This is a genomic window from Actinomadura bangladeshensis (assembly GCF_004348335.1).
Classification (GTDB): domain Bacteria; phylum Actinomycetota; class Actinomycetes; order Streptosporangiales; family Streptosporangiaceae; genus Spirillospora; species Spirillospora bangladeshensis.
Map to the genome: position 1 here is coordinate 20543 of NZ_SMJW01000083.1, position 10356 is coordinate 30898.

Below are 10356 nucleotides of genomic sequence, written 5' to 3' on the forward strand. Positions count from 1 at the left end.
CCAGGAGGATCACGCATGACCACGCTCGACACCGCGCCGGCGGACGTCCGGGAGCAGCCGCCGGTCGACGGCGAGCCGTGCGTGCTGCTCAAACTCGGCGAGGTCGTCCTCAAGGGCAGGAACCGCGAGCAGTTCGAGCGGCGCCTCGCCGACAACGTGCGGATGGCCGCCCGGCCGATCGCCCGCGTCGACGTCGTCCGCCGCCACGGCGTGTTCATCATCCGACGACCCGGTGCTGATCTGGCCACCATGGAGCGGGTCGCCCAGCGGGTGACCGACGTCATGGGCATCGTGTGGGCGCACCGCGCCTGGCGGGTCGGCAAGGACGTCGCCAGCGTCGAACGCGCCGCCCTGGAGCTCATGGACGGCCGCACCGGCACGTTCGCCGTCCGGTCCCGGCGCCGCGACAAGCGCTTCCCGATGACCTCGATGGAGCTCGACCGGCACATCGGCGCCCTCGTCGCCCGGCGGTACGGCCAGCCCGTCAGCCTCAAGGACCCGCGGCACACCCTGTCGATCGAGGTCGACCGCGACGAGGTCTTCGTCTACTCCGGCGGCCTGCCCGGCCAGGGCGGCCTCCCCGTCGGGATGAGCGGCCGCGCCCTCGTGCTCATGTCCGGCGGCATCGACTCGCCCGTCGCCGCCTACCGGATGATGCGCCGCGGCCTGCGCGTCGACTACCTGCACTTCTCCGGCATGCCGTTCACCGGCCCCGAGTCGATCTACAAGGCGTACGCGCTGGTCCGCGAGCTGGACAAGTTCCAGGGCGGGTCGCGGCTGTACGTGATCCCGTTCGGCAAGGCGCAGCAGCAGATCAAGTCGTCCGGCGCCGACCGGCTCGCGGTGATCGCGCAGCGCCGGCTGATGCTGCGCACCGGCGAGGTACTCGCCCGCCGCCGCCGCGACACCGCGCTGATCACCGGCGACGCGCTCGGCCAGGTGTCCAGCCAGACGCTCACCAACATCACCGCGCTGGACGACGCCGTGGAGCTGCCGATCCTGCGGCCCCTCGTCGGCATGGACAAGAGCGAGATCATGGACCAGGCGCGCCGCATCCGCACCCTGTCGATCTCCGAGCTGCCCGACGAGGACTGCTGCACGATGCTGGCGCCCCGCCGCGCCGAGACCAAGGCCAAGATCGACGACCTGCGCAGGATCGAGAAGCGACTGGACGTCGACGAGCTGGCCGACCACCTCGCCGACTCCGTCCAGGAGCACCGCCCGGCCTACGCCGACCCGGCCTCGTGACCCTGAGCCCGCCCGCGCCCGGAGAGCCGGTGCGCGGACGGGCTAGCGGGCGTCGAAGTCGGTCGGGCGGGGCGGCTCGGGGCCGTCCGGGCCCATCAGGGTGATCCGCTCGACCCGGACGATCCGGAACCGGCGGCCGGCGACCGCGATGCCGTTGCGGCGGGTCTCGTCCTCCAGCAGCTCCGCCGCCTCGGCGAACCGGGCGACGTCCGCGTCGGCCGGGCTCTCCACCGCCGGCACCACGTGCCGGAAGTAGGTGATCAGCGCGTCGCGGGCCTGCTGCGGCGCGTCGTGCAGCCGGCCGACCGGCCGCCACCGCCGCTCGCTGCGCTCGGCCACCGTGAACACCGGCGTCAGCACGACCGGGGTGAGGAACGCCCCGGCCGGCTCGCCGCCCGCCGCGGCGGCCGCGTCCAGCACCTGGCACAGCAGCTCGGCGGCCACCAGGTCGGACGCCGGGCCGTCCGCGCGCAGCAGGTCGTGGCCGCGGCCCGCGGGCGGCGGGTCCAGGTCCGTCGGCCGGGGCGGCTCGGGCCCGTCCGGGCCGGTGCGGACGAGCTGCTCGATCCGCACGATCCGGAACCGCCGGCCGCCCGCGGCGACCTCGTCGACCGGCGCGTGCCGCAGCCGGTCCGCCGCCCCGAGCAGCTCGCGCTCCGCCCCGCCGCCCTGGAGCGCCGCGAGGTCGTCCAGCCGGCCCGCGAGCAGCTCCCGCGCGCCCTGCGGCAGCGGGTCGCACGGGCACACGATCTGCCAGCCGCCCGGGACGAGCTCGGCGGCCGTGAACAGCGCGCCCACGACCACGAGCTCCGGGTAGGCGGACAGGGCGCGGCGCGCGTCCGCGAGCATCACCGCGGCGACCGGGTCGACACCGTCCAGATCCTCCGGGAACAGCCGCCCGCCGGCGTCACCATCGCCCATCGTCATGCCGGACATCATCCTCGCCGTGCCGGTTCCGGCCAATGGTCCAGACCATTTTGTTACCGCCGCGTTCTTATCGCGGTGCCCTCCTCCTCCGGGCCTTGGCGGCCCTCCATCGCCGGGAACTGCGGAGCGAGGGCCGTCAAGGCGCGACGGAGGAGGGCACCGCCACGGACGGGGTGAGCGAGCGCCCCACGATCGGAGGCAGGTCGCGGACGAGCTTGGCCAGCTCGCGCAGGTCGCCGTCCACCAGGGCCTGCGGGCCGTCGCAGAGGGCGGTCTCCGGGTGCGGGTGCACGTCGATGATCACGCCGTCGGCGCCGACCGCGATCGCGGCGCGGGTCAGCGGCAGGACGAGGTCGCGGCTGCCGCCCGAGTGCGACGGGTCCACGATGACCGGCAGGTGGGAGAGGCGCTGCGCCACCGGTACCGCGGAGATGTCGAGGGTGTTGCGGGTCGCGGTCTCGAACGTGCGGATGCCGCGCTCGCACAGCACGATGTCGAGGTTGCCGCGCTGGGCGACGTACTCGGCCGCCATCAGCCACTCCTCGATCGTCCCGTTCATGCCGCGCTTCAGCATGACCGGCTTGCCGGACTCCCCGGCGGCCTGCAGCAGGGCGAAGTTCTGCGCGTTGCGGGTGCCGATCTGCAGCATGTCCGCGTAGGAGGCGACGAGGTCGACGTCGCCGGCGTCCACCACCTCGGTGACGATCGGCATGCCCGTCTCCGCCCGCACGTCCGCGAGGATGCGCAGGCCCGCCTCGCCGAGGCCCTGGAACGCGTACGGGGAGGTGCGCGGCTTGAACGCGCCGCCGCGCAGCAGCGTCGCGCCGGCGGCCTGCGCCATCTGGGCGGCGCCGAGGGTCTGCTCGGGGGTCTCCACCGCGCAGGGGCCGGCGATCAGCGTCATGGTGCCGGGGCCGATCGGCACGCCGCCGACCCGCACGACCGAGCGCTCGCCGTGGTTCTCGCGGCTCACCAGCTTGTAGGGCGCCGAGATGCGGATGACGTCGCTGACGCCGCGCATCCCGCGCAGGTTCAGCGAGCCGAACTGCTGGACGTCGCCGATGAGCCCGACGATGGTGCGCTCCACGCCGCGGCTGACGAAGGCATCGCCTCCCGCCGTCTCGACCAGTGAGACGACGGCCTTGATATCCGCTTCGTTGGCCTCCGGGGCCATGACGACGACCATTGGTGTGCTGCCTCTCCTGTTTCGCCCGGAACCCCGGTGGATCCCGTGGACGACCCCTGAAACAGAGAAAGCCCCGGGCCACTGGGCCCGGGGCTTCTCGTTCCGTGGTCTGTCAGCGCAGCGCCTGGCAGACCAGCCGCCCGGGCTGGCCGTACCAAAAGAAATAGACGACGTTGCGCACGGGCCCAAGCGTAGCCGATGTCCGGTGCGCGCATTCGCACCGCCCCCGAATATGGCTCAGCTCACGCCGGATGGCAGGATGGCCGCGTCATGACCCACCCCGAACATTCCGCACCGCAGCCCCGGGATCTGCCGCCCGGCCAGTACGTCCCCCGCGGCTGGCCCGTCCTCCACTACGGCCCCGTGCCGAAGTTCCGTCCCGCGGACTGGGACTTCCGGGTCTTCGGCGCCACCGGGTCCGGCGGGCAGTACCGCTGGACCTGGGCGGAGTTCGACGCGCTGCCGAGGGTCGGGTCGGTCGCCGACTTCCACTGCGTCACCAAGTTCACCGTCCCCGGCAACGCGTGGGAGGGCGTCCCCGGCACGGCGATCGCGGAGCTGGCCCCGCCCGCGGCGGACGCCACGCACGTGATGGTCTGGGCCGAGTACGGCTACAGCGCCAACATCCGGATGAGCGACTTCCTCGCCGACGGGACGATGTTCGCCACGCACCACGGCGGCGAGCGGCTGACGCCCGACCACGGCTTCCCGCTCCGCATCGTCGTCCCGCACCTGTACTCGTGGAAGAGTGTGAAGTGGGTCCGCGGCATCGAGTACATGGTGAAGGACCGGCGCGGCTTCTGGGAGGAGCGCGGCTACCACAACGTCGCCGACCCGTGGCGGGAGCAGCGCTACTCCTACCAGGAGGACGAGGGCGAGTCCCCGCCCCTGTGACGCCCCGGCCGCGCCCGCCCGCGGGCGCGTGGCCGGCTGTGGCCCATCCGAGACCTTCGTAAATGGCCAACGGCCGGACCGCCGGGGACGGTAGACGTTACCGTAAGTCGTCATGGTCCTACCGTCCGTCGCGGATGCCGTGGTGTACGCCACGGCCGCCGGTGCCGCCTCCGGATTCTGGGCGCTGCGCCGGTGGCCGCCCCTGCCGTCCGGCTGCCTGCGCGCCGCCCGCGTCCCCGGCGACGCCTCCGAGCAGGCGGCGCTCGCGACCCTGCACCTGCTCGCGCGGGCCGCGCAGCCGCTGCGCGCCGGGCTCACCGACGACACGGCGGGCAAGGCGGCGCGGCGGCTGCGGCCGCTGCTCGGCGCCGAGGCGGTCGCGCTGGTCGCGGTGCGCCCCCCGGACGGCGCCGGCGCCCCGGACGACCCCGAGGACACCGGCGGCCCGGTGCGGGCCGAGCCGCGGCTGCTGGCCTGGGACGGCGCGGACGGCGGCGCCCACGCGGCGGAGGCCGTCCGGCAGGCGCTGCCCGTGCTGGCCTCCGGCCGGCCCCGGGTCGGCCGGCCTGGCCCGGCCGGCTGCGGCGACCCGCACTGCCCCGCCCGGGTGGCGATGACCGCACCGCTCACCGTCGAGGGACGGGTGGAGGGCACGCTGACCGCCTACTGGCGCGGTGCGTCGGCCGCGCGGATCCGCGCCACCGGCGAGGCGGCCCGGCAGCTGGCCACCCAGCTGGAACTGGCCGAACTGGACGTGGCCCGCATCCGGCTCGGCGAGGCCGAGACGCGGGCGCTGCGCGCCCAGATCTCCCCGCACTTCGTCTACAACTCGCTGACCACGATCGCCTCGTTCGTGCGCACCGACCCCGCCCGCGCGCGCGCCCTGCTGCTGGACTTCGCCGACTTCGCCCGCTACTCCTTCCGCAACCCCCGCGACTTCACCACCCTCGCCGACGAGCTGCGCTCCATCGACCGCTACCTGCTGCTGGAGCGGGCCCGGTTCGGTGAGCGGCTGCTGTGCAGTGTCGACGTCGCACCGGAGGTGTTACCGATCGCCGTCCCGTTCCTGGCGCTGCAGCCGCTCGTCGAGAACGCCGTCCGGCACGGCATGGCGGGACGGCGCGGGCCGTTCCGCATCACGATCACGGCGCGCGACTCCGGCGCCGAGGCCGCGATCAGCGTCGAGGACGACGGGGTCGGCATGGACCCCGAGCGGCTCCAGGAGATCCTGTCCGCCCCGCTCGGCCGCCCCGGCCCGACCGGCTGGGGCAGCATCGCCTCCCGGCCCCGCCGGCGGGACGGTCACGCCGACCCCGGCATCGGCCTCGCCAACGTCGACGAGCGCATGCGCCAGGTCTACGGCGACGAGTACGGGCTCACCGTCGAGACAGCGCTCGGCGCCGGAACCAAGGTCAATCTGCGCGTGCCGAAGTACCGTCCGGGCGTGTTCCCGGAGTGACCCGCGACCGGTCGCCGCCGTACTCACTTCCTGGAATCGATTGCGGACGGACGGTAATCGCGGCAAAGTCGCCTCATGCTCCACGTCCTCGCCGTCGACGATGAACGCCCCGCGCTGGAGGAACTCGCCCACCTCCTCCGCGAGGACCCGCGGATCGGGCGGGTCACCGGCGCGGGCGACGCCTCGGCGGCGCTCCGCGACCTGAGCCGCATGCTCGTCGAGGGCGAGCGCCTCGACGCGGTGTTCCTGGACATCCGGATGCCGGGGCTCGACGGGCTCGACTTCACCCGGCTGCTCACCGGGTTCGCCGCGCCCCCGCACGTGGTGTTCGTGACCGCGCACGACGACTGCGCCGTCACCGCCTACGAGCTGGGCGCGCTCGACTACCTGCTGAAGCCCGTCCGGCCCGAGCGGCTCGCCGAGTCGGTCCGCCGGGTCGCCGAGGCCGTGCACCGGGCCGGCCCGCCCGCGGCCGAGCCCGCCGACCCCGACGACGAGCTGATCCCCGTCGAGCTCGGCGGCCGCACCCGGCTCGTCTCCCGCCGGACGGTGACGCACGTCGAGGCGCAGGGCGACTACGTCCGGCTGCACACCGCCGACGGCGGATATCTGGTGCGGATGCCGCTGTCGGCGCTGACCAAGCGGTGGGAGACGGCCGGGTTCATCCGGATCCACCGCAGCACCCTGGTCGCGTGCGCGCACATCACCGAGGTCCGCTTCGACGGCGGCCGCGCGGCCGTCCGGATCGGCGACGAACTGCTGCAGGTCAGCCGCCGGCACACCCGCGAGGTGCGGGACCGCCTGGTGCGCAGGTTCCACCAGAACGGGGACGGTGACGGGGACGGGGCGCAGGAGCCCGGCGATGCCCGCTGAACGCCGCGTCGCGGCATCCGCAAGGCCGGGGTGAAGTCGTTCCGGGTGACGCGCGACCGCGCCGGACGCTGGCACGTCGCATTCGCCGCGATCCCCGCTCCCGTTTTCGCGCGTCAAGGCCGCCACCCGCCTTCAGACGGGGAGGACGTCGACTCCACGTCGTGCGGCCCGCGACACCATTGCTCGTCCTCGGCGTCTGGTGGTGCGGCCTGGCCGTCTGCGCCGGCGTCGCCCGCCTCTTCCGGGAGGTCCCCGAAGGCTGGCCCGCGGCCGTCCTCGCCCCGTGATTCATCCACGAACGGACTCCCCGACACGGCGACCGTTACCGCGCGACCGCTCGTCCCGCCGCACCGACCGCTCGTCGTGCGACTACGCTACGCACATCTACGACTACGTACCGCTTATCGACGGTCGCGTTTTCCTGGTGCCGCCGAGCCGCGCGGCGCGTCTAGTGTTCTCAGTGGCACCACAAGCCACACGAGCAAATCCCGGAGATCCGGCGCACGCCGGATCGGAGTCGCCGGATCCCGTACCGGGGGGGTGGGATCCGGCGGCCTGTGGCTCGGGCGTCGCTGACAGTCGGGGGGTTGTCCAGCGGCGCCCGAGTCGTGTTCATTGCCTTTCTCTCCTCCTTCGGGCCTGGCGGCCCTCCATCGTCGAGAAATGCGTGCGATTGCTGCATCGCATCCGACTCGCCTAGCGGCTCGCTGCGCGATCAGGTTCTCGCAAGCTCGAACCTGCCTTCGGTCGCAATCGCGACGGTTCCGGTTGTCGCGGGGCTGAGGTGTCGGCTGGTGCAGGCGCAGTAGTGGGTTGCTGTGGCGGCTTTCGGCTCGCCTGGCGGCTCGCTGTGTTACTGATAGGTGTTGCTGGTGATTAGGCGTCGCGTAGGCGCTTCAGGGTTTCTATGTCCTTGGCGTGGGGTTCGGGGGCTCGGCCCGGGGTCTCGATGAGGAAGGGGAGGCCCTGTACCGCCGGGTGGTCGAAGAGGTCGGCGAAGGGGGTTTCGCCGATGTTTCCTGCGCCGATGTTCTCGTGGCGGTCTCGGCCCGAGGCGCAGGGGTCCTTCGAGTCGTTGGCGTGGATCAGTTTCAGGCGGCCCTCGCCCACGGTGGCCACCAGAGCGTCGATCGTGTCCTTGGCGCCGCCGGGGGCCGCGAGGTCGTGGCCGGCGGCGAAGGCGTGGCAGGTATCGAAGCAGACGCCCAGCTTCGGGTGGTGCTCCAGCTTCTCGAAGAACGGGCCCAGGTCCTGGACCTTGGCGCAGAGCATATTGTTCTGGCCGGCCATGGGCTCCAGGAGGAGGTCCGGGCCGTCGTCCGGGATCTCCTCCAGCAGGGGCAGGACGTGCTCGTGGACCTGCGCCATGGCCTCGTCGTAGGTCTGGGACACGGCGGAGCCGGTGTGGACGACGACGCCGCGGGCGCCGATGGCCCGGCCCCTCTCCAGCGAGTGGCGGACGGTCGCGACCGACTTGGCCAGGGTCTCCGGGGTGGGGGAGCCGAAGTTCACCAGGTAGGGGGCGTGCACGTAGACGGGGACGCCGTGCTCGCGCAGCTTCGCGTCCTCGGCGGGCCTGCCCTCGGGGAGCGCCCAGCCGCGCGGGTTGGCGACGAACACCTGGATCGCCTCGGCGCCGATCTGCGCGGCGTACTTCAGACCGCCGGTGGCGAGGCCGCCGACCACGGGGACGTGCGCCCCGACGGGGCTGTTCGGTGAGGTCATAGCCGGTTCAGCTTAGTCGGTCACGGGCCCCGGACGATGGTGACCGTGGACCCGCGGGGGGCCTCGCCGCCGTTCGGCGACTGGAACCGGACGACGTCGCCGCCGAGGCCCGTCACGTTGACCTTGAAGCCGGACTCCTTGAGGGCCTTCTTGGCGTCCTTGACGCTGTACCCGGTCACGTTGGGGACGGGGATCTTCTGGTTGTCGCCGCCGTCGTCGCAGCCGAACTGGAACGGGCCCGCGTCGACGATGCAGTCGCGCTTGTTGACGACGATCGTCACGTCGTCGCCGCGGGAGACGCCGGTGCCCTCGGACGGGTCCTGGCTGATCACGGTGTTGGGCTCCTTGCCCTCCACCTGCTTCTTCTGGACGGTGACGTTCAGGCCCATGGAGCGCAGCCGGTTCGCGGCGGCGTCGCCGTTCTGCCCGAGGAGGCCCGGCATCGACATGCCGCTGGAGACGACGACGTCGACCGGGTCGTCCGGCGACCGCTTCTCGCCGGCGTCCGGGTCGGTGCCGATGACCCTGTCCTTGGCGACGGTCTGGGACGGGCTCGTGCTCGTCTCGCCCACGGTGAAGCCCTTGTCCTCCAGGGTCTTCTTGGCGTCGGCGAGGCTCTTGCCCGTGACGTCGGGGACCTCGCGGGGCGTGATGCCCTTGGACGGCGTGAGCGTGACCGTCTGCCCCTTGGCGACGCGGGCGCCGGCGGGCGGGTCGGACTTGGCGACGCCGCCCTTGTGGACGCGGTCGTCGTAGACCGCCTTGGCCGTCTGGACGTCCAGCCCCTTGGACTGCAACTGGTCGCGGGCGTCGGCGACCTTCATGCCGATGATCGACGACGGGACGTGCTCGTACTGGCCGGACGTCTGGTACCAGACGGCCCAGCCGAGGATGAGCGCGGCGACCGCGCCGATGGCGACCAGGACGTAGCGGCCGGTCAGCGCGCCGATGGCGCGGTCGGCCCGGGTGCGCTGCGGGGCGTACTCCTCGGCGGGCGGCGTCCGCGGGTCGAGGACGGCGGTGTGGCCGTGCGGGGGCGCCTCCAGGACGCTGGTCGTGCCGCGGGTCGACTCCTCGATGCGCCGGTCGAGGTCGCGGGGAAGCCCGCCGAGCACCTCGGTGACCTCGGCGTGGTACTGGTTCGCGTCCTGCGGGCGGCGCGCCGGGTCGTGGCCGGTGGCGTCGGTGACCAGGTCGTCCACCCGCTGGGGGATGCCCGGCACCAGGTGCGACGGCGGCGGGACGGTCTCGTTCACGTGCTTGTAGGCGACCGCGAGCGGCGTGTCGGCCTGGTGGGGGAGCTGCCCGGTGAGCAGCTCGAACAGCATGATCCCGGCGGCGTACACGTCGGAGCGGACGTCGGCGCTGCCGGACAGCACCTGCTCGGGCGCGAGGTAGCCGACCGTCCCGATGATCATGCCGGTCTTGGTCATCTTGCTCGCGGTCTCGGCCCGGGCGAGCCCGAAGTCGGCGACCTTGACCTGGCCGTCCTCGGTGATCAGCACGTTCTCGGGCTTGACGTCGCGGTGCACGAGACCGGCGCGGTGCGCGGCGCCGAGCGCGGCGAGCACCGGCTGCACGACCTCCAGCGCCGCGCGCGGGCCGAGCCGGCCGCGCGCGGCGAGGGTGTCGCGGAGCGTGCGGCCCGCGACGTACTCCATGACGAGGAAGACGTGCTCGCCGTCGGTGCGCTGGTCGTAGACCGCGACGACGTTCGGGTGCGAGAGCGCCGCCGCGGCCTTGGCCTCCCCGATGAAGCGGGCGACGAAGTCCTCGTCGGAGGCGAGTCCGGCGTGCATCACCTTGATCGCGACGGTGCGGTCGAGGCGGAGGTCCCGCGCGAGGTAGACCGTGGCCATGCCGCCGCGCGCGATGCGGGACTCAATGCGGTAGCGCCCGTCGAGCACCCGCCCGACGAGTGGATCTGCGACCGTCGTGTCCATCGGTGCGAGTTTACGGGCGAATCGCAGCGGATCTCATCAGTCGTGAGTATGAGCCTCGATGAGGCCCGGGGCGGATGCGGCCGGGGCGCCCGGTTCCGGAG

General features: G+C 73.0%; 9 protein-coding genes. 5 read left to right on the forward strand and 4 right to left on the reverse strand.

The features are described 5' to 3' along the window. Positions 1–15 precede the first annotated feature (15 nt). Positions 16–1248, forward strand: coding sequence for a tRNA uracil 4-sulfurtransferase ThiI (gene thiI, locus E1284_RS18030; protein ID WP_131940351.1), 1233 nt, complete (start codon positions 16–18; stop codon positions 1246–1248). Between the two features lie 42 nt (positions 1249–1290). Here thiI and E1284_RS18035 read toward each other — a convergent pair whose 3' ends face one another. After that, a complete protein-coding gene (locus tag E1284_RS18035) occupies positions 1291–2175 on the reverse strand; it encodes a DUF5954 family protein (protein ID WP_131940353.1) in 885 nt (294 codons plus the stop codon). Positions 2176–2311: 136 nt separating this feature from the next. Beyond that, positions 2312–3361, reverse strand: a complete 1050-nt coding sequence (gene aroF / locus E1284_RS18040) for a 3-deoxy-7-phosphoheptulonate synthase (protein ID WP_131940355.1) — start codon at positions 3359–3361, stop codon at positions 2312–2314. 270 nt (positions 3362–3631) lie between these two features. Between aroF and E1284_RS18045 the strand changes: the two genes are divergently transcribed. From E1284_RS18045 to E1284_RS43680, 4 genes are all read left to right on the forward strand, one after another. Next, positions 3632–4255, forward strand: a complete 624-nt coding sequence (locus E1284_RS18045) for a sulfite oxidase-like oxidoreductase (RefSeq protein WP_131940357.1) — start codon at positions 3632–3634, stop codon at positions 4253–4255. Positions 4256–4367: 112 nt separating this feature from the next. Continuing rightward, entirely contained in the window at positions 4368–5714 is a 1347-nt protein-coding gene (locus E1284_RS18050) for a histidine kinase (RefSeq protein ID WP_131940359.1), read from the forward strand. Between the two features lie 75 nt (positions 5715–5789). After that, positions 5790–6587, forward strand: a complete 798-nt coding sequence (locus E1284_RS18055) for a LytR/AlgR family response regulator transcription factor (protein ID WP_131940361.1) — start codon at positions 5790–5792, stop codon at positions 6585–6587. 161 nt (positions 6588–6748) lie between these two features. After that, positions 6749–6874, forward strand: coding sequence for a hypothetical protein (locus E1284_RS43680; protein ID WP_279433051.1), 126 nt, complete (start codon positions 6749–6751; stop codon positions 6872–6874). Positions 6875–7463: 589 nt separating this feature from the next. Here the strand turns inward: E1284_RS43680 and E1284_RS18060 are convergent. Together E1284_RS18060 and pknB are read right to left on the reverse strand one after the other, a co-directional pair. Beyond that, on the reverse strand, positions 7464–8312 hold the full coding sequence (locus E1284_RS18060; protein WP_131940363.1) for a deoxyribonuclease IV: 849 nt from the start codon (positions 8310–8312) through the stop codon (positions 7464–7466). Positions 8313–8332: 20 nt separating this feature from the next. Then, positions 8333–10255: a Stk1 family PASTA domain-containing Ser/Thr kinase gene (gene pknB, locus E1284_RS18065; protein ID WP_131940365.1), complete on the reverse strand. Its 1923-nt coding sequence runs from the start codon at positions 10253–10255 to the stop codon at positions 8333–8335. Between the last annotated feature and the right edge of the window lie 101 nt (positions 10256–10356).